Origin of the sequence: Streptomyces sp. NPDC050528, from assembly GCF_044457795.1 — a bacterium.
In the GTDB taxonomy this organism is placed as follows: domain Bacteria; phylum Actinomycetota; class Actinomycetes; order Streptomycetales; family Streptomycetaceae; genus Streptomyces.
On the sequence record NZ_JBITHH010000003.1, the window covers coordinates 356,658 to 380,582 of the forward strand.

The following is a 23,925-nucleotide window of genomic DNA, read 5'->3' on the forward strand; positions in this document are numbered from 1 at the left end:
GGACAACGAACTCCCCCCGGGGAGTCTCCCACCGGAGACGTCCCCACCAGGCACGAACAGCGAGGGCGGTGCCATGAACGAGCTGGTGCCGGGCGGAAATCTGCCCCTGCCGGGCGGCACCCTGACCCTGCGGGTGCCCGGTCTCTTCGACGTGTCGGTACTGATCACGGACGAGAGCGGCAAGGTCGGCGGCGACGCGGACTTCGTGTTCTACAACCAGCCGACGGCACCCGGGGCACGGTTGCGGGACGACACCCTGACCATCGACCCGGCCCGCCTGCGCACCGGCGCCGCGCGGGTCACGGTCGTCATCAGCCCCGCCGATCCCGGCACCCCCTTGGGCCGCTTGCCCGCCCCCACCCTCCACGTGACCAACACCGGCGGCCAACCCCTCACCCGGTTCACCCCACCGCTCGCTCAACGGGAGACGGTCCTGCTCCTCGCCGAGCTGTACCGGCGTGGTTCCGGCTGGAAGTTGCGTGCGCTGGGGCAGGGGTACGCCGATGGACTCGCGGGTGTCGCACGGGACTTCGGCGTGGACATCGCCGAGGACGCGACGCCTGCTCCGGCCACTGTGCGGTCGGCGTCCGTACCCCGATCTCGGTCGACACCCTCACCCTCATCCTCCCGGACAACCGACCCCACCGGCTTCCTCACCCTCGCCAACTCGGCCCGCGCCGACGCCGGTTCACCCCCCGTCACCCTCGATCCGCGTCTCGTCTCCGCCGCCCAGGCCCACGCCTCCGACATGGCCGCCGCCGACCGGCTCAGCACCGAGAGCCGTGACGGCACCTCCGTGTACCAGCGCGTCACGCACGCCGGATACGCCTACCTCACCATCGGCGAGCACCTGGTCTCCGGCCCGCGCACCCCCGCCGAGTTCGTCGACTACTGCCTGCGCACCGAGAAGGCCAGACAGACGCTGCTGAAGCGGGACTTCACACACGCGGGTCTCGCCCAGGCCTTCAACTCCCGCTCCGGTGACGTCTATTGGACGGCGTTGTGGACAACTCCGCTCACCGCGGGCGACTTGGCCCGTACGGCGACGGAGGTCGTCGACCTGACCAACGCGGAGCGCGCCAGGGCCGGGCTGCGCGCACTCGCCGTAGACCCGCTCCTGACCGCCGCCGCGCAGGCGCACAGCTCGGACATGGTGGCCCGGGCCTTCTACTCGCACACCTCCCCCGACGGCTCCCAGCCCTGGGACCGGGCCGCCGCCGCGGGTTCGCGCAGGCGCACGATCGGCGAGAACATCGCGTGTGGTCAGCGCTCGGCAGCCGAGGTCGTGGAGGGCTGGATGAACAGCCCCGGTCATCGCGCCAATATCCTCAAGCCGGACTTCACCCACATCGGCATCGGCTTCGCGGGCGGCGGACAGAGCGGGACGTACTGGACGCAGCTCTTCGGCGCGTGACCTCGCGGGACGGTCAACACGTCCTCGATCTTGGCGGAATGAGATCTTCCGGGTCAGGATGCCCGCATGAAGGGTGATCTGTTTTCCAGTGAGCACATGGTGCAGCCGGCCACCGCGCCGGGCATGACCGTCGAGAATGCCAAGTGCATCAGGTACGCGGTCAACGGCGAGATGCTCGCCCGTCAGGGGGCGATGATCGCCTACCGCGGCAACCTCCAGTTCGAGCGCAAGGGCCAGGGCGTGGGCGGCATGCTCAAGCGCGCGGTCACCGGTGAGGGGCTGCCGTTGATGGCGGTGCGCGGCCAGGGCGAGGCGTGGTTCGCGCACGAGGCGCAGAACTGTTTCGTGGTCGAGATCGACCCCGGTGACGAGTTCACCGTCAACGGCCGCAACGTGCTGTGTTTCGACGCCTCGTTGTCGTACGCGATCAAGACGGTGAAGGGTTCCGGCATCGCGGGCGGCGGGCTCTTCAACAGTGTCTTCACCGGGCAGGGCAAGCTGGGCCTGGTCTGCGAGGGCAACCCGCTGGTCATACCCGTCTCGCCGCAGTACCCCGTGTACGTCGACACGGACGCGGTGGTCGGCTGGTCGGCCCACCTCCAGACCTCGCTGCACCGTTCGCAGTCCATCGGCTCGATGCTGCGCGGCGGTTCCGGCGAGGCCGTCCAACTCATGCTCCAGGGCGAGGGGTTCGTCGTCGTACGGCCCAGCGAGGAGACGCCGCAGAAGGCGCAGCAGCACTGAGTACCGAAACGTGTTGACCTGCGCGTCCTTTCCGCGTCAGGGTCGGACCGGCACGGGTCACCTGTCCCCGTGCCGGAAGGATGACTGCCTTGATCGGCATCTCGGACATCGAAGCCGCCGCCGAGCGGATCGCCGGACACGTCGTACGCACCCCGACCGTGGAGAGCTTCGGGCTCTCCGAGCTGCTCGGCGTCCCGGTCACGACGAAGCTGGAGCTGTTGCAGCGCACGGGTTCCTTCAAGGCGCGCGGGGCGACGGCGAAGCTGCTGTCGCTGAGCGAGGGCGAGTTGGCCGCCGGAGTGGTCGCGGTCAGCGGCGGCAACCACGGGATCGCGCTCGCCGTGATGGCGGCGGCGCTCGATGTGAAGGCCACGGTGGTCATGCCGCGTTCGGCGCCGGCGCGGTCCGTCGCGCTGGTGGAGGCGACGGGCGCGTCGCTGCGGCTGACCGACGACATGCCGAGCGCGTTCGCGCTGGTGAACCGGTTGCGGGACGAGGGGCTGACCCTGGTCCACCCGTTCGACGACCCGGTGGTGATCGCGGGACAGGGCACGGTCGGCCTGGAGTTCGCGGAGGACGCCGGTGACCTCACCGACGTCCTGGTCAGCATCGGCGGCGGTGGCCTGATCGCCGGCGTCGCCGCCGCCCTGCATGCCCGGCGGCCCGGGATCCGGGTCTGGGGTGTGGAGACCGAGGGCGCCGAGGCCATGTCCGAGGCGCTCGCGGCGGGCGGCCCGGTGCCGGTCACGCCGTCGTCCATCGTGACCACGCTCAGCGCTCCGGCCGTGTCGCAACTGACGTACGACCACGTCTCGGCCCTCGTCACCGAGGTACTGACCGTCCCCGACCGGGAGGCCGTACGGGGCTGTCTCGACCTCGCCGAACACGCCAAGGTGTGGACCGAGCCCGCCGCCGGCTGTCTGCTGCCCGCGGCCCGGCAGGTGCTGGACCGCGTCGGCGAGGGCGCCCGGCTCGGCCTCGTGGTGTGCGGGGGCAACGCGACGGTCGGGGAGATCGCGGGCTGGTCGGAGGGGTTCGGGCTGCGCTGACGTACAAAGGGGCGTACTGCAAAGGGACGGTGGGAACTGAGCCCGTACTGCGGTCAGTTGGCCGCACGCGCCGAGGTGACCGCCGTACGCGCCGCTTGTTCCACCGTCGCGATGCCGCCCGCCATCGACGCGTTGCCGTCGGAGAGGACCGCGACGAGGTAGTGGTGCGTCCCCGAGGTGACCTGTCCGACGCTGTTGATGTCCCACAGGCCGGTGGTGCTGCGCTGCAGCCAGCCGTTCTTGAGCGCCCATCCGGCGCCGGAGTCGGAGGCCGCCGAGACGCCCCATGACTGTCCGGCGGCGATGCGGGTCATGAGCGTACGGATGTAGTTCCGGGACGTCGTGCTCAGCGCGGACCCGCCCGCGGACGAGGTCCCGCCGTCCGCGAACACCGCGCTCAGCAGACGGATCTGGTCGGACGCCGTCGTGCGCGTGAGTCCCCACATGCCGCCGGTCCCGCCCACGGTCGAGGAGAGGCCGAGGCGCTTGTTCGCCGCCTCCAGGCCGGGCGCCAGGCCGATCCGCCGCCACAACGCGGTCGCCGCGTCGTTGTCACTGCGCTCGATCATCGCCTCGGCCTCGGTGCGCTCCTGCTGGGTGAGGCCGTGCCCGGCGTCCTGCGCCTGGAGGAGCAGCGTGGCGAGGATGTCGACCTTGATGATGCTGGCCGTGTCGTAGGGGAGGTCCTTCCCGCGCACCTGCGGCTTGTCGGTCGGGTGGTCCAGGTCCAGCACGGCGGTCGTCACGCGCGCCTCGTTCCGCGCGGTCGCCGGCGTGGTGCCGGTTCCGGAGCGCTCCGACGTCCCGCTCGCGGCTGCGGCGGCCGGACCGACCGAGGCGATCGCAAGGAGGGTGGTCACGGAGCCGGTGAGGAGCGCCACGCCGATGCCGGCACGCCTGCCGCGTCGGCCGGGCGTGCTCGCGCTCCGCGTGGTCGGTCGGGGATTCGGGCGGTACGGCATGAGGCCTCGGCGGTTCGGGGGCAGGGGGTACAGGCCTGCGAACGTAGACGAGACGGCGGTTCCATGACGTGACGGATGCCACGAAAAAGCCCTAAGAGCCCGTTTTGTGAGGACACCCACAGTTCCCGTGCCGCTCCGGATCCCCGGCACCCGCGCCCACCGCGCACGACTCCGGCCCGTCGCTACGGGGGAAAGCGACGGGCCGGAGCCACCCCCACCGTGCCACAGGCCCGGGCCGTCCGCACAGAGTGCGGCGAAACCGGCTCACAGAGTCGTTCACACAGTGGGCCCGGGCCCACCCCCCCTCGCCCCAGCCCATCCATCCCTGCGGCACGTCCAGGCAACGACGTCCGCCATCAACTCACCAGCGGCTACGACTCGTTGACGCCACGAGCCCCACGCCCATATCCAGCGGCCCAGCCCGCCCGGCCACCCCGAACGCAACCGGATACAGTGCGCGAGACGGCCGCCCGGTCAGGGAACGGCGGCCTGGTCAGAGAGGGGAAGCGTGACCGACACCAGCAACACCCGCTCCGCCGACAGTGAGGCGCCCGCTCCACGGCGGAGCCGCCTGCACCGCCTGATGCGCTACCTCCCCCTGATCGCCCCCGTCCTGCTGTGGGCCGTGCCCTGCTGGGTGCTCCTGTACGCCGGCCAGCACTGGCCGCTGCCCGTCACGCTGATCGGCACCGCCCTGTTCGTCCTCGGCCTCGTCGCCATGCCGCTCGCGATGGGGCGCGGCCACGGCCGGCGCCAGCAGGACCGGGCGGCGATCGTCGGTGACACCCTGCTGGGTTCCAGCTGGGTCCTGTTCACCTGGTCCGTTCTGCTCGGCGTCCTGCTGCGGCTCGCCCTGACCGTGGCCGGCGTCGGCGAGAGCCAGGACCGGGCCCGCATCGTCACATGGGCCGTCCTCGGCACCACCGCCGTCCTGCTCGTCTGGGGCTACGCCGAAGCCCGCCGCGTACCCCGCGTGCGCCGCCTCGACGTTCAACTCCCGCGGCTGGGCGCCGGGTTGGACGGCACCCGCGTCGCCCTCATCACCGACACCCACTACGGCCCGCTCGACCGGGCCCGCTGGTCGGAGCGGGTGTGCGAGACGGTGAACACGCTGGAGGCCGATCTGGTCTGCCACACCGGCGACATCGCGGACGGCACGGCCGAACGCCGCCGCGCCCAGGCCGTCCCGCTCGGTACCGTGCGGGCCACCCATGCCCGGGTCTACGTCACCGGCAACCACGAGTACTACACCGAGGCCCAGGGCTGGGTCGACCTGATGGGCGAGCTGGGCTGGGAGCCGTTGCGCAACCGCCATCTGCTGCTCGAACGCGGCGGCGACACCCTCGTGGTCGCCGGTGTGGACGATGTCACCGCCGAGTCCTCCGGCCTGCCGGGCCACCGCGCCCACCTCGACGGAGCCCTGGACGGCGCCGACCCCGAGCTGCCCGTCCTACTCCTCGCCCACCAGCCCAAGTTCATCGACCGGGCGGCGGCCGCCGGCATCGACCTCCAGCTCTCCGGCCACACCCACGGCGGGCAGATCTGGCCCTTCCACCACCTGGTCCGCCTCGACCAGCCCGCCCTCGCCGGACTCAGCCGGCACGGCACCCGCACCCTTCTCTACACCAGCCGCGGCACCGGCTTCTGGGGCCCGCCGTTCCGTGTCTTCGCGCCCAGCGAGATCACCCTGCTCGTGCTGCGCTCCCCGCACGCGCCCACCTCGCCGTAGCCGCCAAGGGGACGCGGCAAGGGACCTGGCCGGAGCGACAGCGATAGGCACATCGCGCGTTACCACTGGTTACCACCAGGTCGGACAGCGAAATTCCGCCTCGGAAACCTCCGTGGCGAATTCCGCCGACCCGGGACACGGGCGCCGACCTGGGACCTCCCCGCGACTCCCTTTTTTCTCGCACACCTGCTCGCCCCCGTTGAATAAAAGGCAAGAAACACCGGGGAATTGGGCTTCCATTGAACGCAGCCCGGCACACCCGCCGTACTTCTGGGAAAGGTGAGAGCCAGGGGTTCAGCGAGGGATGGCCATGGTCGAGACGCACGTCTCAGCACACGAGTTGGTCGCCGGCAGATACCGGCCCATGGAGGTCGCCCACCGCGAGACCAACCGTGTCTCCTGGTACGGCGAGGACATGATCGCCGAACAGCCCTGCCTCCTCACGCAGGTGACCCTGCCCGCCGCCCCGGACGGGGAGAGCGCGGGACGGATCACCGCCGGCATCCGGCGCACCACCGACGTCATGGTGCTGCTCTGTCCCACCCGGGTCGCCCCCGTCGTCGACGCCGTCGAGGAGGCCGGCACGCTGTGGACCGTCACCGACTGGATCGACGGCACACCGCTGGGCCAAGTCCTCGCCCAGCAGGGCACGTTCCACTATGTGCGGGCCGCCCGCATCGGACTCGAACTGCTCGACATCCTGGAGGCGGCGCACAGCGAGGGCATCACCCACGGCGAACTCAGCCCGGGCCAGGTGTTCGTGCGGGACCAGGGCGGGGTCGTCCTCACCGGCTTCGGACTCGCGGGCGCCACCCTCGCCCCGCGGATCACCGCGCCGTCGTACGCCTCGCCGGAACAGGCACGGGACGAACGCATCGGTCCCGCCGCCGACTTGTGGGCGCTGGGCGCGATCCTCTACACGCTGGTCGAGGGGCACCCGCCGTTCCGTGACCGGGGGCGTCCCGAGGCGACGATGAAGGGCGTGGACCGGCTCCCGATGCGCGGCCCGTCGCGCGCCGGTCCGCTGGCGCAGGTCGTGCAGGGGCTGCTGCGCAAGAACTCCCGGGAGCGGCTGACCCGCCCGGTGGTCCGCGACATCCTGACCCGCATCCTCAACGACGACCCGTACGCCGACCGCGATCCGGTCCCGCTGCCCCGGCTGCGTCGGGCCTACGACGCCGTACGCGGGGCGGGCACCACCTGGAGCGGACGGGGCATGGCCGCCGGGACCGCCCTCGCCGTCGGCACCGTCACGGTCGCCGTCCTCGCCGCGACCCACCAACTCCCCGGCACCGAGACCTCGGCATCCTCCTCCCCCTCGCTTCTCCCGTCGGCCTCCGCCTCGGTCGGCACACCCGGCGAGAACGTCGACGGTCACGCCTACTCGCCGTCCGCCACACCGTCGCCCACGTCCTCCGCCTCCCCTGCCCCGTCCAAGTCGGCGTCCGCCTCGCCCTCGGTCACCGCGTCGCCCTCCCCCACCGCCTCGGCGCTGCCGGCCGGCTTCCGCGTGTTCAAGGCGTCGCAGGGCTTCTCCGTCGCGCTGCCCAAGGGCTGGAAGGTGGTGGAGACCCAGCAGGTGTCCGGCGCCTACCGGATCACCCTCGGCGCCACGGGCGACCCGCGCACGCTGGCCGTGACGTACAGCACACAGGCGGGCCCTGACCCGGTCGCCATCTGGCGGGACGACGTCCTGCCGGGGCTGAAGCAGACCGAGGGGTTCCAGCAGATCGGCGACATCCAGGCCACCACGTACCAGGGCGACAAGGCGGCCGACCTGGAGTGGTTCTCCGGAACCGGCGACGACCGGGTGCGCACGCTCGGGCGTGGGTTCCTGATCGGCGGCGGGCGCAGTTTCTCGCTACGGTGGACGACGCCCGCCGACGAATGGAACGACGCGGCCAACCGTCAGGCCCTGCAGACCTTCTTCAAGACCTTCCGGCGGTAATCGAACTGACGGCGTCGGCGGCGACGCGAGGGCCGGGCACTCAAACCAGCGGCAATGGGTGGATATAGGCTGCGTGTTCGCACCATGCCTCATCACAAGCCCAGGAGAGTCCGCCTTGACCGTAGTGATCGACCAGGCCGAGACGTCTTTCACCGCCCTCGACGACGCCGGCCTCGTCGCCCGGGACGCGCACGAGTTCGGAGCCTACGCCCGCACCGGCGGCTGGGCGTTCGGCCTCAAGGTGGCGCGCAGCGTGCGGCCCGGCGGGCAGAGCGCGGACGAGACGCAGAAGGTGTCCGCGAAGGAGTTCGCCGAACTCGCCGACTGCTCCCCCGAGCGTGTCATGCGTTACTACAAGGCCTGGGACCGGGCCGCGGACGACGGTCTCGTCCCGCACTTCGAGGAGCTGGCCCCCGGCCAGGAGGTCGAACTCCCGGACGCCGACGTGTGGTTGAACTACTACGTCTCCCGTTCCAGCGCCACCTCCGAGCGCGGCACCGCCATCACCGAGGCCGCCGAGGCCGAGGGCATCCGCCCCACCAAGGCGCTGGAGGTCGCGGAGAACCCGACCGCGCTGCGCGCCGCGATCCTCGCCGACCCCTCCACCGCACGGGCCGCCCGCCAGGCCCTGCTGGACCGCGTCCGCGAGGACCCGGAGCTCCAGTCCGAGCTGGCCCGGGACGTCGTACGCACCGACGACCTGAAGAAGGCCGTCGCGACGGAGAGCCGCTCGGCGGACCGGATCGGCTACGTCCGGCAGATCGCCGAGTCGGGCCAGATCAAGACCCCGGCCGGCCAGACCGTCGACGCACCCGTCGACCTGCGCCAGGAGGCCGAGCGGCACCTCTCGCTCCTCGACGAACTGGAGGACGGCGAGGACACCGGCGAGTGGGCCACCGAGGCCTACGACACGATGAAGAACCTGGTCGTCGAAGCGGTCGAGGCCGACCCCGAACTCCGCGTCCAGGAGAAGCGGACCAAGTTCTACAGCAGCCTCCAGAAGGCCACGAAGGCGTTCGAGGAGCTGACCTTCGACGACGCCCAGGACTTCTACGAGGACGACATGGTCCAGCGTCTGGAGGAGCTCCAGCAGGCCATCGACAGCTGCCTCAACGCGCTGCGCAAGACCACCACTCCGGCTGAGTAGCCGTACTCATGTAGCGAGTTGGGCCTTCGGACACGATGGGGCTCCCCACGACAAGGGAGCCCCATCGTGTCCGTTCCTGCTTCCCGGCGCCGACTGCCGGCCGCCATGGCCGCCCTCGTGGTCGTCGGCATGGCCGTCTCGGCCTGGCATCCGCACGACCGCACGACGTGGTTCCTGGAGACCGTGTGGGTCTTCGTCGGACTCCCGGCGATCGTCCTGACCTGGCGCCGCTTCCCCCTGACCGGCCTGCTGTGCTGCCTGCTCGCCGCGCACGCGCTGGTCCTCGCCGTGGGCGGCCACTACACGTACGCGGAGGTACCGGCGGGCGACTGGGTGCGGGACACGTTCGGGCTCAGCCGTAATCCCTACGACCGTCTCGGCCACCTCATGCAGGGGTTCGTACCGGCGGTCCTGGTAAGGGAGTTGCTCACCCGCACGTCACCGCTGCGGGGCAGCCGCTGGCTCGCGCCGCTCACGGTGTGCGCGTGTCTCGCCTTCAGCGCGCTCTTCGAGTTGTTCGAGTGGGCGGCGGCCGTGATCGGCGGGCACAGCGCGGACGCCTTCCTGGCCACGCAGGGCGATGTGTGGGACACGCAGTGGGACATGTTCTGCGCGCTGATCGGGGCCACGGTCTCGGTGCTGGTGCTCAGCCGGGTCCACGACCGGCAGATGGCGCGGCTCGGGGTCATCGGGTCGTATAGCGGTACCGCGCCCACAGCGGCAGTACGAACCAGCACAGCAGGTACCAGGTGACGACCCCCGCGACCAGCCAGGGCACGTAGGCGTCGTGGGTGGCGACCCGGAGGACCAGCAGCAGTGCGGCGGTCATGGTGGCCAGCAGCAGCACAAGGCCGACGAAGGTCAGCCGGGACGCCCAGCGCACCGCCTGCGGTTTCACGCTCCGGCCGGAGACCAGGCGGTGCAGGGACACCGGGCCGATCAGGGCGCCGGTGGCGGTGGCGCCGAGGACGACGGTCACGATGTAGAGGACCTGGTTCGCGTGCTCCAACTGCGCGTACTTCGGGGTGAAGACGACGGTCAGCAGGAACCCGAAGAGGATCTGTACGCCGGTCTGCGCGACCCTGACCTCCTGGATCAGCTCGCCCCACATCCGGTCGGCCCGCTCGTCCTCGGACTCGTCGCGCCCCGTCCGCCGCTCTTCCTCGTGGATCATGCGGTCCGTGTAACCGGACCGCCGACCCTTCAAACGGCGGACCGTTCCACCAGAGCCTGGGGCCTACCAGCGGCTCTCCACCTGGTCCTTGATCCGGCGGTCGTAGAGGTCCCGGATCGCGGTGAGCGTGTCCGCCGACAGCGCGGGCAGCTTCGCGGCGGCCGCGTTGGCGCGGGCCTGTTCGGGTGAACGGGCGCCGGGAATCACCGAGGTGACACCGGGCTGGTCGATGATCCAGCGCAGGGCCAGCTGCGCCGGGGTGTACCCCTCCGGGGCGAGCGCGGAGAACTCGGCGGCGGCCTCGACACCGGTCGTGTAGTCGACGCCGGAGAAGGTCTCGCCCTGGTCGAAGGCCTCGCCGTGCCGGTTGTAGGTGCGGTGGTCGTTCTCCGGGAAGACCGTGTCCTTGGTGTACTTGCCGGACAGCAGGCCCGACGCGAGCGGCACGCGCGCGATGATGCCGACGCCCGCCTCCTGCGCGGCCGGCAGCACCTGGAGCAGGGGCTTCATGCGGAACGCGTTCAGGATGATCTGCACGCTCGTCACGTTCGGCCGGGCGATCGCGGTGAGCGCTTCCTCGCAGGTCTCCACGCTGACGCCGTACTGCGCGATGCGCTCCTCCGCGACCAGGGTGTCGAGGGCGTCGAACACCTCGTCCGAGGAGTACACCGGCGTCGGCGGGCAGTGCAACTGCACCAGGTCGATGCGGTCGACGCCGAGGTTGCGGCGCGAACGGTCGTTCCACGCGCGGAAGTTGTCGAGGACGTAGTTCTCCGGGATCTGGTCGACGCGGCGGCCCATCTTGGTCGCGACCAGGACATGCAGATCGGGCCGCCCGCTCAGGAAGGTGGCGATGGTCTGCTCGCTGCGCCCGTCGCCGTACACGTCGGCCGTGTCGAAGAAGGTCACCCCCGACTCCGCCGCCGCCTCCAGCACGGCGAGGGCTTCCTTGTCGTCGACGTCTCCCCAGTCGCCGCCCAGCTGCCAGGTGCCGAGACCGACGACGGACAGCTGCTGATGCGACCTGCCGATTACACGTTCGTCCATGCCGTCAGTCTGTCATCCGCCACTGACATGCGCGGATCGGGCTGCTCCGGGCCGCGACCTGTGAATCTTTCACTCGGACGAGTGAACCCATTCGACAGGATGCCTACTCGTGTCAACGGCCACCTAGCGTGTGCGCGTGACTGATCATGTGGCGAACAACCTCCAGCCGGGGAACGGCAGTTCCGCTCCCTGGACCCGTCGCGGCTTCCTCCGCTCCGCGGCGGCCCTGGCCGTCGTACCCGTACTCCTGACGGCCGATCCGGCTCTCGCGGCGGCCGAGCTGCCCGACTTCCCGGCCGATGTCGACCTCTACCGCTCGGCGTACCGGAACTGGGTCGGCGAGATCACCGCCGACGGCCTGTGGGCGTGCGCGCCGACCGACGCCGATCAGGTGGTGTCGGTCGTCAACTGGGCCTGGCAGCACGGCTGGCGGGTCCGCCCCCGCGGCTCCTCGCACGGCTGGTCACCGCTGACGATCGAGTCCGGTACGACGTCCGACGCGCCGGTGCTGCTGGTCGACACCGCCCCGCACCTCACCGGCGTGACCCTGGACTCCGCCTCGGCCGTGCGGGCCGCCACGGGTGTCACCGTAGAGGCGCTGCTCACCTTCCTGGAGGGCCACGGCCTCGGGGTCACCGCCTCGCCCGCACCCGGCGATCTGACGCTCGGCGGCGCCCTGGCCATCGACGCGCACGGCACCGCCGTACCGGCGAACGGCGAGCAGCGGACCGCCGGGCACACCTTCGGGTCGCTCAGCAATCTGGTGCTGTCGCTGACGGCGGTGGTGTGGGACGCGGACACAGGCGCGTACGTCCTGCGGACCTACACGCGCGACGAAGCGGACTGCGCGGCGCTGCTCACGCATCTGGGGCGTTCGCTGGTCACCGAGGTCGTACTGCGCGTCGGAGCGAACGCGAACCTGCGCTGCCTCAGCCGTACGGACATTCCGGCCACCGAGTTGTTCGGGGCGCCCGGGTCCGGCGGGCGGACCCTCGCGAGCTTCCTGGACGAGTCCGGGCGGGCCGAGGCGATCTGGTTCGCGTTCACCGAGTACCCCTGGCTGAAGGTGTGGAGCGTCGAACCCACGAAGCCGTTGACCTCACGGCGCGTCTCGTCGCCGTACAACTATCCGTTCTCCGACAACGTGCCGACCCTGGTCGCGGATCTCGTCGGGCGGATCCTGTCCGACGCCGCGTGGTATCTGGCGCCGGTGCTCGGCAACGCCCAACTCGCCGCTGCGGCACTGGGGTTGACGACGACGCTGTCGGCGGACATCTGGGGGCCGTCGAAGAACACGCTGCTCTACATCAAGCCGACGACCCTACGGGAGACCGCCAACGGTTACGCGGTGCTCACTACGCGGGCCCAAGTGCAGCGCGTGGTCCATGAGTTCACCGAGTTCTATCAGGAGCGGCTCACCGAGTACGCCGCGCTCGGCCGGTTCCCCGTCAACGGCACCGTCGAGATCCGGGTGACCGGCCTCGACCACCCCGCCGACACCGAACTCACCGGCGCCCGCGCCCCGTTGCTGTCCGCGCTACGGCCGAGCACCGGGCACCCCGAGTGGGACACGGCGGTCTGGCTGGACGTGCTGACGCTGCCCGGCACGCCGTACGCGGAGGAGTTCCTGCGGGAGTTGGAGCAGTTCCTGCTGCGCTCGTACGACGGCACGGACGCGCTGACCCGCGTCGAGTGGTCGAAGGGCTGGGCCTACACCGAGCAGGCCGCGTGGAGCGACGAGGAGGTGCTGGGCACGGTGATCCCGGGCTCGTTCGGGGAGACGGTGTGGGGGCAGGCGGCCGGGACCTTCGACCGGCTGGACCCGCACGGGGTGTTCGGGAACGCCTTCCTGGACCGGCTGTTCGGGTAGGACTGACTAGGCTGTCTCCGGATCTTCGGAACGGGGAGAGTTGTGAGCGGTTGGTCGACCGGACTGGCGAAGGCGGGCATCACCGACCCGCGACTGCGGCGCGCCTACGACGCCCAACGCCGGCTCGTCCGCAGGTTCGCGCCGCACGAATACACCGCGGTACGGCTGCTGTTGCCGGCGGAGCTGCATCCGTCGGCCGTCGCCGCGGTGGCCTACATGCACGCGACCGACGAGCTGATCGACACCGGTGACGTGGACGTCCGTACGGCGACCCTCGCCTCCTGGGACGCCGAGACCACGGCAGCCCTTGAGGGCAGCGAACTGCCCTCCAACGACACCCTGTTGGCGCTGCAGGACACCACGCGCCGTCACCCGTACCTGACCGCCCGGGTGCGGGCCTTCCTCGACGGCGCCACGGTCGAGGCGAGTTGGACGGGCTTCGCGACAGAGGCCGACTTCCAGGCGTACGTGGACAGTTACGCGCTGCCCGCGCTGATGCTCACCGCGTCGCTGCTCGCGCCCGACCCCGACGCCGGACCCGACGATCCTTACGTCCGGGGGTGCCGGGCCCTGATCGAGGGCTTGCAGCGCGCCGACTTCCTGGCCGATCTCGCGGAGGACGCCGAGGACGGCCGTATCGGCATCCCGGAGGACGAACTGGTCCGGTACGGGCTGAAGTTCGAGGATCTGCGGAGCAAGTCCGCGGCGTGCGAACCCGCGTTGGAGCGGCTGGTGCTGGCGCAGGCCGATCTCGCCGAGGCCACGCTCACGGAGGGGCGGCTGCTGCCCGCGCTCGTCGCGCCCGAGTACCGGCCGTTTCTCGACGCCCTGATCGCCGTCCAGGAACTGCGGCTCCACGCGGTGCGCCACGAGGGCGGAAGGCTCCTGCGGCGCGGGGCGAGCCCGGCTGCTCTCGCCTCCGTGCGGGTTCTGCTCCGGCAGTACCGTCGCGCACGGGCGGAGCGACGCCGGGCGCGGTAGCTCAGCGGGGCGTCAAGTGGGCCTGCACGGTGGGTCCGTAGCCGTCCACGATGGTGTCGATCGCGGTCTCGCGCAGCCGGGTGCCGCGGGCGATGCCGTACATGACGCCGAGGCCGAGGATCGTCGCGACGGCGAGTTCGGCGCGCAGGGCGGTGTCGGGGCCAGAGAGGCGCCCGGCGAGGCGATCGACCACCTGGGCGCGGAAGTTGACGCGCAGGATGTCGCCGTGGTCGCCCTGGAGGGGTGCGAACGCGATCCGCAGCAGCGGGTCGGCGCCCCGCTCGCGCTGGCTGACCAGGACGTGCCGGACCATGTGGCGGCCGAGGTCGTCGAGCGGGGCGTCCAGCAGGTCGCCCGCGTCGGTCTCGAAGGACATGACGCGGGCGAAGAGGGCGTCCTTGTTGCCGAAGTACTTGAGGATCAACGGCGCGCTGACACCGGCCCGTTCGGCGACGGCCTTGAGGGTGATGTCGGCGTGCGCATTGCGTGCGAGGAGGTAGCGGGCGGCCCTGAGGATGGCCGCCTTGGTCGCCTCGGCGTCCCGGCGTACGGGCGGGGACGCGGTGGGTGGAGTGGTGCTCACGGCACTCATGCTCCCTCCAGCGCCTCGTCCCGCGTACCCTCGGCACGCTCACGCGCCGGCCGCGTGTCCTCGGGAGCGGGATCGCCCGGGATGGTCAGTGCCGCCGCGCTCGCGACCAGGGCGATCACGCCCGCGATGCCGAACGCCATCAGGTATCCGTGCAGCGTGGGCAGCGGGAGCCCGCCGACCAGGCTGGTGTGGTGCACGAGCACGGCGGCCACCACGGCGCTGGAGACGGCCTGGCCGATGGTGCGCATCAGGACGTTGACACCGTTCGCGGACGCGGTCTGGCCGGCCGGGACGGCGCGCAGGATGAGGGTGGGCAGCGCCGAGTAGGCGAAGGTGGTGCCGGTGGCCACGACGGTCGCGCCGAGGATGATCGTCCACAGGTCACGGCTGTCGGCGATGCGCACCACATAGCCGAGCGCGATGATCGCGGCGCCGAGCGCGAGCGTGATGCGCGGGCCGCGGGCCGCCGAGATCCGGGCGGAAACGGGTGAGAGCAGCAACATGGTGATGCCGCCGGGCAGCAGGCACAGCCCGGTCTGGACGATGGACAGCCCGAGCCCGTACCCGGTGGCCTTGGGCGCCTGCACCAGCTGGGCGGTGACGAGGGAGTTGGCGTAGAACGCGAAGCCGGTCAGCAGGGCCGCCACATGGGACAGGCCCACCCTGGGCTTGGACACCAACCGCAGGTCCACCAGCGGCTGTTCCACCCGGAGTTGCTGCCACCACCACAGCCCGAACACGACGACCGCGCCGAGGAACAGCGCCAGGATCCGCGGGCTGCCCCACCCCCACTGCACGCCCTGCGACACCCCGAGCAGCAGACACACCAGTCCTGCGGCCAGCCCCAGCGCGCCGAGCACGTCGAAGCGGCCCGGCGACCGGACGGGCGACTCGCGCACCGCCCACCAGATCCCCCACACACCGATCGCGCCGAGCGCGCTGGTCGCCCAGAACATGACGTGCCAGTTGGCGTACTGCACGATCAGCGCCGCGAGCGGCAGTCCGAGCGCGGCGCCGATACCGACGGTGGAACTCATCAACGCGACCGCGCTGCCCCGGCGTTCAGGGGGCAGTTCGTCGCGCAGGATGCTGATCGACAGGGGGACGACGGCGGCCGCGGCGCCTTGCAGGGCGCGGGCGAAGATCAGGACGCGGATGTCGGAGGACAGGGCGCACATGACCGAGCCGACGGTCATCAGGCTCAGGGCGCCGGTCAGCACCCGCCGCTTGCCGTACATGTCGCCGGCCCGGCCGAGCACGGGGGTGAGGACGGCGCCGGAGAGCAGGGTCGCGGTGACCATCCAGGAGACGGCGCCCGCGGAGGAGTGCGTCAGCCGGGGCAGGGACGGCAGCAGCGGGACGACCACGGTCTGCATGACGGCCATGAGGATGCCGCCGAACGCCAGCACCGGAACGGTGAGCCGGTCCCGCAAGGGGGTCCGCCCGGCGAGGCTGCCGGACGGCTCGGGTATCGGGACGGGCTGGCCCATGGGCACTCCAGCTGGCATGAAAAAGAAGGTGAATGACTATTCACCCTAACTGGTGAATAGTCATTCACCCAACCTTCCCAGGCCGCTCGCAGAAGCTGGACCGCTCCCGGCGGGTGCCCTACTTGCGGGAGGCGAGCGCCCGCGCGTGCACGGTCCGCGCGACCTTGGGCCCGAGCCACCGCTTGAACCGGCGCAGCGCCTCCAGCCGCCCGGCCGCCTTGTCGATGCCGTAGTACACCTGCGGCGGGACGTACGGCAGCAGCGGCGAGTGACGCTGGCCGAGCAGGGCGAACATGCGGTGCGGGGGCAGGTGGATGTAGCGCTGGAGGTTCTCGTACCACTGGGCGCTGTAGCGGGCCGCGCTCTGGATGGACAACAGGGCTGACCTACGGCGCTGTTCGTACGCGGCGAGGGCCTGCGGCAGTTCGGTGTGGTCGCGCAGGGCGTCGGCGAGCGCGATGGCGTCCTCCAGGGCGAGGGTGGTGCCGGCGCCGATGGAGTAGTGGGTGGTGTGGGCGGCGTCGCCGAGCAGGACGAGGTTGTCGCGGTGCCAGGTGCGGTTGGTCAGCGTGCGGAAGTTCAGCCACTGGGCGCTGCCGTCGGCCGAGGCGCGGCCGATCAGGGAGTGGCCGTCGAGGAGGTCGGCGAAGAGCTTCTCCAGCAGGGCGAGTCCATCGGCCTCGGGCGCGGAGTCGAGCCCCAGACCCGCCCAGGTCTCGGGGGCGCACTCGATGACACAGGTGCTGCCCTCAGGGCCGAACGCGTAGCCGTAGCACCAGATCCAGCCGTGGTCGGTCTCCACGAAGGCGAAGGTGAAGGAGCCGAAGACCTTGCTGGTGCCGAGCCAGATGTACTGGTTGCGGCCGGGCTTGAGTTCGGCGCCGAAGTGGTCGGCGTGCCGGGTGCGCAGCGCGCTGTTGACGCCGTCGGCGGCCACGATCAGATCCGCGTCGGGGAGGTCGTCAGCCGTCACCTCGGACTCAAACTCCAGCCGTACGCCCAGCGATCGGGCCCGTTCGGCGAGAATCTTGAGGAGTCGGTGGCGGCCGATGCCGTGGCCCTCGTCGCCGGGTTGGGTGGTCGTCAGGTCCCGGATGCGGGCGACGCCGTCGCTCCAGCGCACCGAGTGCTCGTCGACGGCCTGCGCGGACTCCGGGTCGTACTCCCGGAGTTGGTCGAGCAGTCCGCGCCAGTAGGTGACACCCCAGCCGTAGGTCGAGCCCTCGGGGTTGCGCTCGTAGACGGTGATGTCGTGGGACGGGTCCTGACGCTTCAGCAGGATGGAGAGATACAGACCGGCGGGCCCGCCTCCGACACAGGCGACCTTCACGCGCACACCCCTGGAGATTACTCAAAGTGGTCAATTGGAACCGCAGAGTAGCAGGCTGACGGCACAAGAAAGTCCCATCGGTCTCGGGATCCGGAGACCGATGGGACGCGTCGAGCAGGTGAAGGGCTTACGCCTCGGCCGTGGCGCACTCCGGGTGGCCCCAGCCCTTGGGGTTCTTGCTGATGGGCTCGCCGGCCGCGTAGGCGCGGCCGCACAGGCAGCGGCCGGGGAACTTGGCCTTGATGGTGCGGGAGGCCGAACTAGCGCTCTTCCGGGGCGACTTGGCGCCGCCCGCGCGGGCGGGCTTCTTCGGGGTGTCGGGCGAGGGGGGCGGTTCCGGGGAGCCGAGGTCGCTGCCCGCGGGCTCCTGGACGATGGCCGCCTGGCTGGCCGCGCGGTCGGCGAAGTCGTTCAGCGGGTCGCCGTCGACCTGGTGGGCGGGGACGTAGCGGAACTCGACCGAGCGGCCGTCGAGGAGTTCGTCGATGCGGACGACCAACTCCTGGTTGGCGACGGGCTTTCCGCCGGAGGTCTTCCAGCCGTTGCGCTTCCAGCCGGGCAGCCAGGTGGTGACCGCCTTCATGGCGTACTGCGAGTCCATGCGGATCTCCAGCGGTACGTCCGGTGCGGTCGCCGTCAACAGGCGCTCCAGCGCGGTGAGTTCGGCGACGTTGTTGGTGGCCTTGCCGAGCGGTCCCGCCTCCCAGCGGGCCGGGCTCTCCTTGTCGTCCGAGACGACCCACGCCCAGGCGGCCGGCCCGGGATTCCCTTTCGAAGCCCCGTCGCACGCGGCCACCACACGTTCAAGCATGCGCCCGATCATGCCATGGCCGCACGAGGGGCGAGGCGTCGACCTCGGCGAGCGGGACCGGTTCGAGAGGCGGCTTTCACAGCCACTGCTAATATACAGGTGTCAATTAGTCCACCTTTTGGGGTTCCAGATGTTCAGTGCGGACACAACCGCCGCCGAAGTGATCGACGGCGTCGACCTGCACGGCCGCCGGGCCGTGGTGACCGGGGCCAGTTCCGGGATCGGGGTGGAGACGGCCCGCGCGCTCGCCGCGGCGGGTGCCGATGTCACCCTGGCCGTGCGGAACACCAACGCGGGCGCCCAGGTCGCGGAGCGCCTGGCGAAGGAACTGCCGTCCGGATCGGGGCAGTTGACGGTGAGGCGGCTCGACCTGGCCGACCGGTCGACGATCGCCGCGCTCGTGGCGGCCTGGCAGGGCCCGCTGCACATCCTGGTCAACAACGCCGGCGTGATGGCCACGCCCGAACTGACCCGCACGCCCGAGGGCCGCGAATGGCAGTTCGGCGTCAACCACCTGGGCCACTTCGCCCTCACCACCGGCCTCCACGCGGCCCTCGCGGCGGCGGACGGCGCGCGGGTCGTGTCGGTGAGCTCCATCGGCCACCTCTTCTCCCCCGTCGTCTTCGACGACCTGGACTACCGTTTCCGCCCCTACGACCCCTGGACCTCGTACGGGCAGTCCAAGACGGCCAATGCCCTGTTCGCCGTCGGTGCCGCCGAGCGCTGGGCCGGCGACGGCATCACCGCGAACGCGCTGATGCCGGGCAACATCGCGGACACCTCCCTGGCCCGCCACATGGACATGGACCAGGTCGCCGCCTTCATCGCCTCGGGCGAACTCGCGCTCCCGCCGCAGAAGTCGGTGGAACAGGGCGCCGCCACATCGGTCCTGCTCGCCGCCTCACCGACCGTGCAGGGCGTCACCGGCGCCTACTTCGAGGACTGCGCCCGTTCCGAGCCGGTCACCGAGCGGGCCGGTGCCGTCGCCGGCGTCGCGCCGTACGCCCTGGACCGGGAGAACGCGGCCCGCCTGTGGGCCGTATCCGAAGATCTCGTCCGCTAGCCCTACGCTGCGCGCATGACCTCGCGACAAGAGCAATGGGCCCGGGTGCGCCACCACTTGTGGCGACCCCCGCGCCCCCATGGCGAGCAGCCGCGCGAGCGGGTGGTCGGACCGCTGGAACTCTTCTACGACCTGGTCGTGGTCGTGCTGGTCGCGCAGGCCGCCCATCATCTGTCCGGAGAGCTCGACTGGCGCGGACTGGGCCTGTTCGCGGCGGTGTTCGCGCTGGTGTGGATCGCGTGGCTCAACGGCAGCCTGCACCACGAACTGCACGGGCACGAGGACGCCCGCGGCCGGAGCATGTTCCTGCTGCAGATCCTCGTGCTCGTCCCGCTGGGCGCGTTCATCCCCGAGGCGGGCGACGAGCGCGGAGCCGCGTTCGCCGTCGACGCGGGGGTGCTGTTCGCGGTCCTGGCCCTGCTCTGGCTGCTCGCCTCGCGCGGTGACACCCCCGAGTTCCGGCGCTCCAGCATGCTGTACGTGACGGGGACAGCGGCCTGCGCGGTCGTGCTGGCGGCGAGCGCGGCCCTGCCCGCGGACGCCCGCGTGCTGACGTGGGGTGCGCTGGCCGTCGTCTATCTGGCCGGGTTCGTATTCGTGATCGGGAGGGCCATCCCGGAACAGGTGGTCGCGCTCAGCGTGACCGACGCGCTCACCGAACGGTTCGGGCTGTTCATCATCATCGTGCTCGGCGAGAACGTGACCGGGGTCGTCGACGGACTGGCCCACGAGCCGACCAACGCGCTCACCCTCGCCGTAGGACTGGTGGCCGTCGTGGTCGGATTCGGCGCGTGGTGGACCTACTTCGACTTCGCCGGACACCGGCTGCCGAGGCCCACGCGTGCGAGTGCCCTGCTGTGGATGGTGGTCCACCTGCCGATCACGGCCGCGGTGGCCGCCATGGGGGCGGCGATGGTCGGCCTCGTCGAGCACGCCCACGACAGCCGTACGCCCGCCGCCACGGCCTGGGTGCTCTGCGGGGGCGCGGCCGTCGTGCTCTGCTCGACGATGGTGCTCGCGGCCTCCCTGCGCCACTGGAACGAGAACCTCGGGCTCTACCGGCCCCTGGCCCGCACCTGTGTCGCCATGGCCGTCCTGTGCCTGGGCGTCGGCGCCCTGCGCCCGGCTCCCCTCGTCCTCGGCCTGGCGCTCGTCCTGCTCTTCGGCGTCCCGTGGGGAGTCGCCGTGGCCAATCGCGTGGCCAACTACGAGGAAGAACCGGCCACTTGACCGCGCACCGGGGTCAGGGGTTCGAGGGCCGCGTCTCGGTCCAGTCGACCATCAGCCGGCGTTCGGCGAAGTACCAGTCGCCGTCCAGCTTGGTGAACTCGTCGAGGTAGCGGATGGAGGCGATCATCAGCGTGCGCTGCCCGGAGTCGTCGACGCCGATGTGATGGGCGATGCAGTAGCTCTCTCCCGTCGCCCGGTCGTCGCCGTCCAGGGTGACGGTGCTCTGGCCGTTGAAGTGGGTGGTCGCCCGGTAGGTGTTGAGGTTGTCGAAGACCGGGGCGAGGGACTCGCGCCCGTGCAGGGTCTGCGTCGGCTCGGCCGCCGTGGCATCCATGAACACCAGGAACCGGGTGTCCTCGGTGAACAGGCTCATCTGCCCTTTGGCGTCCCGCCGGTCCGCGCAGTGCGCGTAGGCGTCGATCAGTTCACGGATGGCCAGCCGGTCGGCGGCCTCCCGGGGTGAGATCTCGGTGTGCGAGGCCATGGCCGTTTCCTTTCGCCACACTATTTGACATGTGTATAAAATCACTCCTCATGGCAGAGTTCAACGGGAGTCCCAGGAGGGCAGAGCACTGAGCGACCGGATCGATCCGCGCATCACCCGTACGACGAGGGCCTTCGAGGAGGCCATCGTGGAGCTGGCCGGCCTGCGGCCCGTCTCGCAGATCACGATCGGTGAGCTGGCCGACCGCGCCGGGGTCACCCGCGCCACGTTCTACAACCGCTACAGCTCCCCGCTGGACCTCCTCATCCAGGTGCTCCGCGCCGACCTGGACCGCGGCCACCTGCTGGAGGCCGAGCGGCGCGCGCAGGGCGACCCGGCCCCCAAGTTGCTGCGCCTGGCCACGGCGGAGGTGGCCGACCACGTCGAGCGGTACCTGCCGATATACCGGCACGCTCTCGACGACCCGGCGGACAGCGGTGTGTACGAGGCGCTCGTGCGCCACTTCAGCGACTACACGCTGGCCCTCATGGCCGACGGCCACCACTCGGGGCTCCCCGAGGCCAACCGTCACGTGATCGCGCAGTTCATGGCGCGGGGCTTCGCCGGAGCCATCAGGGCATGGCTCGACGACCCGTCCGTCACGAAGGAGGACCTGGTCGACGCGGCCGTGGCCTGCGCTCCCGCCTGGTGGGCCGCCGACGGGAGCTGACGCAGGGCCTCGCTAGACGTCCGTGCTCGTGGGCATCTCGCCCTTGGTCGTCGTCACGTCGATCACCGTGAACGAGGCGCCCTGCGGATCGCTCAGCGCCGCGAACCGCCCGAAGGGGCTGTCCATGGGACCGAAGCGCACGATGCCGCCGAGCTCGGTGGCCTTGGCGACGGCCTCGTCGCAGTCGGGGACGGTGAAGTACACGTTGACGTACGACGGCACCTCGGGCGGGAACTCGTCGCCCATCTTCATCCGGCCCAGCACCGTCTCGTCGCCGACGTTGTACATCCGGTAGTCCATGTCACCGCCGTCCATCTGCTTCTGCGCGTACGGGAAGACCGCCGCGAAGAACGCGTCCGCCTTCGCCGGCTCGCGCGTGAAGACCTCGGCCCAGGCGTAGGCACCGGGCACGCCCACGGCCTCGAAGCCCTCGTGGACACCGCCCTGCCAGATACCGAAGACGGCGCCGCTGGGCTCGCTGGCCAGGCACATCGTGCCGAAGTCGCCGACCTTCATCGGCTCCATCAGCACCTGCCCGCCGTTCTCGCGGATCTTCGTCGCGGTGGCCGCCGCGTCCGGTGACGCGAGGTACAGGCACCACTGCGACTGCCCCTCCGCCCCGGGCATCGGCGGTACGACGGCCGCGACGGCCTTGTCGTCGACGAAGGCCTGCGTGTAGTTGCCGTACTCCGACGACGCGTCGCCGAAGGTCCAGCCGAGGACCTCGCCGTAGAAGCGCTTGGCCCCCTGCACGTCGCTGAACATCGCGTCGGCCCAACAGGGCGTTCCCTCAGGTTGTACGGCCATGATCGCGGCCCTCTCCGATAGGTCGGCTTGTCCGAATTCTCACGCTAGTCACCCGGGGACCGAGGCGCGCGCCGAACGTCGCGTTCCGTTCCACACTGGACGCATGGCGGATGCGAGGACGATGCACGCGTGGGCCGTGACCGAGCCGGGGCCCGTCGAGGAGGGCGTTCTCCGGTTGGTGGAGAAGCCGGTGCCGGTACCTGGGGATGACGAACTGCTCGTCCACGTGCGCGCGTGCGGTGTGTGCCGGACCGATCTGCATGTCACCGAGGGCGATCTGCCGGTGCACCGCCCCGGGGTGACTCCGGGGCACGAGGTCGTCGGGGTGGTGGCGGGCTTCGGGGCCGGGGTGAGTGGCTTCGCGCTCGGTGACCGGGTGGGCGTCGCATGGCTGCGGCATACGGACGGCACGTGCGCGTACTGCCTGCGCGGGGCCGAGAACCTGTGCCCGAACTCCGAGTACACCGGCTGGGACGCCGACGGCGGCTACGCGGAGTACACGACCGTGCCGGCCGCGTTCGCCCACCGCCTCCCGGCCGGCCTCGACGACGTGGCCCTGGCCCCGCTGCTGTGCGCCGGCATCATCGGCTACCGCGCGCTGCGCCGGGCGTCGCTTCCGCCAGGCGGGCGGCTCGGTCTCTACGGCTTCGGGGGCAGCGCCCATCTGTGCGCCCAGGTGGCGCTCGCCGAGGGGGCCACCGTGTATGCCCTGACCCGGGGCGAGGCGGCGCGGCGGCTCGCGCTGGAGTTGGGGGCGGCCTCGGCGCGTGACGCGTACGAGGCGCCGCCGGAGCCGTTGGACAGCGCGATCCTGTTCGCGCCGGTCGGCGATCTCGTGCCGGTGGCGCTACGGGCGCTCGACCGGGGCGGGGTCCTCGCGGTCGCGGGCATCCACCTGAGCGACACACCGCCCCTGGACTACGAGCACGAGCTGTTCTACGAGAAGGAGTTGCGCAGCGTCACCTCCAACACCCGTGAGGATGCGCGGGAGTTCCTCGACCTGGCCGCCCTGTACGGCGTGCGGGCGACCACCCACACGTATCCGCTCTCACGGGCCGCGGACGCGCTGACGGATCTGAAGGCGGGCCGCTTCGACGGGGCGGCGGTGCTGGTGAACGATCTCAACGGGTAGGCGGTGGGCGGGGTTTCGCGGGTGAGCGACCTCAACAGATAGGCCGTGTACGGGATTTCACGCGAACAGATACCTCAACGCGCAGGCAGCGCACGGAACTTCGCGCAGGCACGGTGTTCGCGCGCCCCGTGCGCCGGGGCGTGGGAAGGATCTCTTCCTCTCCCCCGCCTCGATCGACGGTTTACACACTCCCGGACGTGAAACCGCCCCCCGCGCGCGGTTACCGGCCCTGGGCAGGACTGTTTGGCTTG

22 protein-coding genes are annotated in these 23,925 nt (G+C 71.0%); 13 read left to right on the forward strand and 9 right to left on the reverse strand.

The window, feature by feature from the left end; all coding sequences use genetic code 11:
• Positions 1 to 73 precede the first annotated feature (73 nt).
• From ACIBK4_RS13030 to ACIBK4_RS13040, 3 genes are all read left to right on the forward strand, one after another.
• Positions 74 to 1,414, forward strand: coding sequence for a CAP domain-containing protein (locus ACIBK4_RS13030; RefSeq protein WP_398994708.1), 1,341 nt, complete (start codon positions 74 to 76; stop codon positions 1,412 to 1,414).
• Positions 1,415 to 1,480: 66 nt separating this feature from the next.
• Entirely contained in the window at positions 1,481 to 2,158 is a 678-nt protein-coding gene (locus ACIBK4_RS13035) for an AIM24 family protein (protein ID WP_390162763.1), read from the forward strand.
• An 89-nt stretch (positions 2,159 to 2,247) separates the two neighbouring features.
• Entirely contained in the window at positions 2,248 to 3,207 is a 960-nt protein-coding gene (locus tag ACIBK4_RS13040; RefSeq protein WP_398994709.1) for a threonine/serine dehydratase, read from the forward strand.
• Positions 3,208 to 3,260: 53 nt separating this feature from the next.
• Here the strand turns inward: ACIBK4_RS13040 and ACIBK4_RS13045 are convergent, their stop codons facing one another.
• The gene (locus ACIBK4_RS13045; protein WP_398994710.1) at positions 3,261 to 4,169 is read right to left on the reverse strand and encodes a serine hydrolase; all 909 of its coding nucleotides are present in this window, start codon (positions 4,167 to 4,169) and stop codon (positions 3,261 to 3,263) included.
• A gap of 508 nt (positions 4,170 to 4,677) precedes the next feature.
• On the opposite strand from ACIBK4_RS13045, the gene ACIBK4_RS13050 reads away from it, so the two are divergent.
• From ACIBK4_RS13050 to ACIBK4_RS13065, 4 genes are all read left to right on the forward strand, one after another.
• Positions 4,678 to 5,898 (forward strand): metallophosphoesterase, encoded by a 1,221-nt coding sequence (locus tag ACIBK4_RS13050; protein ID WP_398994711.1) that lies wholly within the window; start codon positions 4,678 to 4,680, stop codon positions 5,896 to 5,898.
• A 304-nt stretch (positions 5,899 to 6,202) separates the two neighbouring features.
• Entirely contained in the window at positions 6,203 to 7,846 is a 1,644-nt protein-coding gene (locus ACIBK4_RS13055) for a protein kinase (protein WP_398994712.1), read from the forward strand.
• 124 nt (positions 7,847 to 7,970) lie between these two features.
• Entirely contained in the window at positions 7,971 to 8,993 is a 1,023-nt protein-coding gene (locus ACIBK4_RS13060) for a hypothetical protein (protein WP_033280796.1), read from the forward strand.
• 105 nt (positions 8,994 to 9,098) lie between these two features.
• On the forward strand, positions 9,099 to 9,746 hold the full coding sequence (locus ACIBK4_RS13065) for a DUF2238 domain-containing protein (RefSeq protein ID WP_398995048.1): 648 nt from the start codon (positions 9,099 to 9,101) through the stop codon (positions 9,744 to 9,746).
• Here ACIBK4_RS13065 and ACIBK4_RS13070 read toward each other — a convergent pair.
• Positions 9,679 to 10,167, reverse strand: a complete 489-nt coding sequence (locus ACIBK4_RS13070; protein ID WP_390162758.1) for a DUF6328 family protein — start codon at positions 10,165 to 10,167, stop codon at positions 9,679 to 9,681. The genes ACIBK4_RS13065 and ACIBK4_RS13070 overlap by 68 nt on opposite strands.
• 63 nt (positions 10,168 to 10,230) lie before the next feature.
• Positions 10,231 to 11,214 (reverse strand): aldo/keto reductase, encoded by a 984-nt coding sequence (locus tag ACIBK4_RS13075; RefSeq protein WP_398994713.1) that lies wholly within the window; start codon positions 11,212 to 11,214, stop codon positions 10,231 to 10,233.
• A 136-nt stretch (positions 11,215 to 11,350) separates the two neighbouring features.
• Here ACIBK4_RS13075 and ACIBK4_RS13080 point away from each other — a divergent pair, with 136 nt between their 5' ends.
• Together ACIBK4_RS13080 and ACIBK4_RS13085 are read left to right on the forward strand one after the other, a co-directional pair.
• Positions 11,351 to 13,084: a cholesterol oxidase substrate-binding domain-containing protein gene (locus tag ACIBK4_RS13080; RefSeq protein ID WP_398994714.1), complete on the forward strand. Its 1,734-nt coding sequence runs from the start codon at positions 11,351 to 11,353 to the stop codon at positions 13,082 to 13,084.
• 42 nt (positions 13,085 to 13,126) lie between these two features.
• Positions 13,127 to 14,065, forward strand: coding sequence for a squalene/phytoene synthase family protein (locus ACIBK4_RS13085; protein ID WP_398994715.1), 939 nt, complete (start codon positions 13,127 to 13,129; stop codon positions 14,063 to 14,065).
• A gap of 1 nt (position 14,066) precedes the next feature.
• Here the strand turns inward: ACIBK4_RS13085 and ACIBK4_RS13090 are convergent, their stop codons facing one another.
• The 4 genes from ACIBK4_RS13090 to ACIBK4_RS13105 form a co-directional block, all read right to left on the reverse strand.
• Positions 14,067 to 14,657 (reverse strand): TetR family transcriptional regulator, encoded by a 591-nt coding sequence (locus ACIBK4_RS13090; RefSeq protein ID WP_398994716.1) that lies wholly within the window; start codon positions 14,655 to 14,657, stop codon positions 14,067 to 14,069.
• Positions 14,654 to 16,147 (reverse strand): MFS transporter, encoded by a 1,494-nt coding sequence (locus ACIBK4_RS13095; protein WP_398995049.1) that lies wholly within the window; start codon positions 16,145 to 16,147, stop codon positions 14,654 to 14,656. The genes ACIBK4_RS13090 and ACIBK4_RS13095 overlap by 4 nt, the downstream gene beginning before the upstream one ends.
• 118 nt (positions 16,148 to 16,265) lie before the next feature.
• On the reverse strand, positions 16,266 to 17,477 hold the full coding sequence (locus ACIBK4_RS13100) for an FAD-dependent monooxygenase (protein ID WP_398994717.1): 1,212 nt from the start codon (positions 17,475 to 17,477) through the stop codon (positions 16,266 to 16,268).
• A gap of 127 nt (positions 17,478 to 17,604) precedes the next feature.
• Positions 17,605 to 18,300: a ribonuclease H gene (locus ACIBK4_RS13105; protein ID WP_398994718.1), complete on the reverse strand. Its 696-nt coding sequence runs from the start codon at positions 18,298 to 18,300 to the stop codon at positions 17,605 to 17,607.
• A 118-nt stretch (positions 18,301 to 18,418) separates the two neighbouring features.
• Here ACIBK4_RS13105 and ACIBK4_RS13110 point away from each other — a divergent pair, with 118 nt between their 5' ends.
• Entirely contained in the window at positions 18,419 to 19,351 is a 933-nt protein-coding gene (locus ACIBK4_RS13110; protein ID WP_398994719.1) for an SDR family NAD(P)-dependent oxidoreductase, read from the forward strand.
• Between the two features lie 15 nt (positions 19,352 to 19,366).
• Positions 19,367 to 20,581: a low temperature requirement protein A gene (locus tag ACIBK4_RS13115; protein ID WP_398994720.1), complete on the forward strand. Its 1,215-nt coding sequence runs from the start codon at positions 19,367 to 19,369 to the stop codon at positions 20,579 to 20,581.
• Between the two features lie 13 nt (positions 20,582 to 20,594).
• Here the strand turns inward: ACIBK4_RS13115 and ACIBK4_RS13120 are convergent, their stop codons facing one another.
• Positions 20,595 to 21,065 carry a nuclear transport factor 2 family protein gene (locus ACIBK4_RS13120; protein WP_398994721.1) on the reverse strand — a complete coding sequence of 157 codons (471 nt, stop codon included), beginning with the start codon at positions 21,063 to 21,065 and terminating at the stop codon, positions 20,595 to 20,597.
• Between the two features lie 148 nt (positions 21,066 to 21,213).
• On the opposite strand from ACIBK4_RS13120, the gene ACIBK4_RS13125 reads away from it, so the two are divergent.
• Complete coding sequence (locus ACIBK4_RS13125) at positions 21,214 to 21,735, forward strand: TetR/AcrR family transcriptional regulator (RefSeq protein ID WP_398994722.1); 522 nt, start codon at positions 21,214 to 21,216, stop codon at positions 21,733 to 21,735.
• A gap of 12 nt (positions 21,736 to 21,747) precedes the next feature.
• Here ACIBK4_RS13125 and ACIBK4_RS13130 read toward each other — a convergent pair whose 3' ends face one another.
• Positions 21,748 to 22,542: a VOC family protein gene (locus ACIBK4_RS13130; RefSeq protein WP_398994723.1), complete on the reverse strand. Its 795-nt coding sequence runs from the start codon at positions 22,540 to 22,542 to the stop codon at positions 21,748 to 21,750.
• A 121-nt stretch (positions 22,543 to 22,663) separates the two neighbouring features.
• On the opposite strand from ACIBK4_RS13130, the gene ACIBK4_RS13135 reads away from it, so the two are divergent.
• The gene (locus tag ACIBK4_RS13135; protein ID WP_398995050.1) at positions 22,664 to 23,674 is read left to right on the forward strand and encodes a zinc-binding alcohol dehydrogenase family protein; all 1,011 of its coding nucleotides are present in this window, start codon (positions 22,664 to 22,666) and stop codon (positions 23,672 to 23,674) included.
• Positions 23,675 to 23,925: the final 251 nt, after the last annotated feature.

Excerpts from the sequence above, each read along its gene's own strand:
- ACIBK4_RS13135 (WP_398995050.1), top strand. The coding sequence starts at position 22,664 with ATGCACGCGTGGGCCGTGACCGAGCCGGGGCCCGTCGAGGAGGGCGTT.
- ACIBK4_RS13095 (WP_398995049.1), bottom strand. The coding sequence starts at position 16,147 with ATGGGCCAGCCCGTCCCGATACCCGAGCCGTCCGGCAGCCTCGCCGGG.
- ACIBK4_RS13120 (WP_398994721.1), bottom strand. The coding sequence starts at position 21,065 with ATGGCCTCGCACACCGAGATCTCACCCCGGGAGGCCGCCGACCGGCTG.
- ACIBK4_RS13130 (WP_398994723.1), bottom strand. The coding sequence starts at position 22,542 with ATGGCCGTACAACCTGAGGGAACGCCCTGTTGGGCCGACGCGATGTTC.
- ACIBK4_RS13055 (WP_398994712.1), top strand. The coding sequence starts at position 6,203 with ATGGCCATGGTCGAGACGCACGTCTCAGCACACGAGTTGGTCGCCGGC.
- ACIBK4_RS13030 (WP_398994708.1), top strand. The coding sequence starts at position 74 with ATGAACGAGCTGGTGCCGGGCGGAAATCTGCCCCTGCCGGGCGGCACC.
- ACIBK4_RS13105 (WP_398994718.1), bottom strand. The coding sequence starts at position 18,300 with ATGATCGGGCGCATGCTTGAACGTGTGGTGGCCGCGTGCGACGGGGCT.
- ACIBK4_RS13110 (WP_398994719.1), top strand. The coding sequence starts at position 18,419 with ATGTTCAGTGCGGACACAACCGCCGCCGAAGTGATCGACGGCGTCGAC.
- ACIBK4_RS13115 (WP_398994720.1), top strand. The coding sequence starts at position 19,367 with ATGACCTCGCGACAAGAGCAATGGGCCCGGGTGCGCCACCACTTGTGG.
- ACIBK4_RS13090 (WP_398994716.1), bottom strand. The coding sequence starts at position 14,657 with ATGAGTGCCGTGAGCACCACTCCACCCACCGCGTCCCCGCCCGTACGC.
- ACIBK4_RS13035 (WP_390162763.1), top strand. The coding sequence starts at position 1,481 with ATGAAGGGTGATCTGTTTTCCAGTGAGCACATGGTGCAGCCGGCCACC.
- ACIBK4_RS13075 (WP_398994713.1), bottom strand. The coding sequence starts at position 11,214 with ATGGACGAACGTGTAATCGGCAGGTCGCATCAGCAGCTGTCCGTCGTC.
- ACIBK4_RS13045 (WP_398994710.1), bottom strand. The coding sequence starts at position 4,169 with ATGCCGTACCGCCCGAATCCCCGACCGACCACGCGGAGCGCGAGCACG.
- ACIBK4_RS13065 (WP_398995048.1), top strand. The coding sequence starts at position 9,099 with ATGGCCGCCCTCGTGGTCGTCGGCATGGCCGTCTCGGCCTGGCATCCG.
- ACIBK4_RS13070 (WP_390162758.1), bottom strand. The coding sequence starts at position 10,167 with ATGATCCACGAGGAAGAGCGGCGGACGGGGCGCGACGAGTCCGAGGAC.